The sequence below is a fragment of the Vibrio sp. TMPB1044 genome, assembly GCF_030442075.1.
In the GTDB taxonomy this organism is placed as follows: domain Bacteria; phylum Pseudomonadota; class Gammaproteobacteria; order Enterobacterales; family Vibrionaceae; genus Vibrio; species Vibrio satsumensis.
The window spans coordinates 1-320 of sequence record NZ_JAUJED010000076.1; the positions used below are offsets into that span (position 1 = coordinate 1).

The 320-nt window shown below is 43.4% G+C and carries 1 protein-coding gene; it reads right to left on the bottom strand.

Annotation, left to right across the window (positions count from 1 at the left end):
• Positions 1 to 320, bottom strand: a 320-nt coding sequence (locus QQ041_RS24210) for a reverse transcriptase domain-containing protein (RefSeq protein ID WP_285955082.1), incomplete at both ends; no start/stop codon positions are given.

Genomic DNA, 320 nt, shown 5'->3' on the forward strand with positions numbered 1-320 from the left:
TCAGAAAGCGCTAAACCTCTTTCTTGTAAGAAAGCCATCAGTTGCGGCTTAATGTCATTCACTAGGACTTCCTTTGAAGACCCCGTGATAACAAAGTCATCAGCATAACCTATAAAGTTTACTCTGCTGCCTGTCTTGCGAGCGATAGATTTAATTAACTTTTCTAGTCCGACAAGAGTAAGCAACATCAGGGTGGGTGAAATTATCCCGCCTTGTGGTGTTCCCTCTGCCGTTTTGTAGAATAGCCCTTTGTCTATATAGCCACATTCCAGCCATTGCTTGAGCATCCTTTTGTCTGTCGGGACATTATCAAGTAGCCA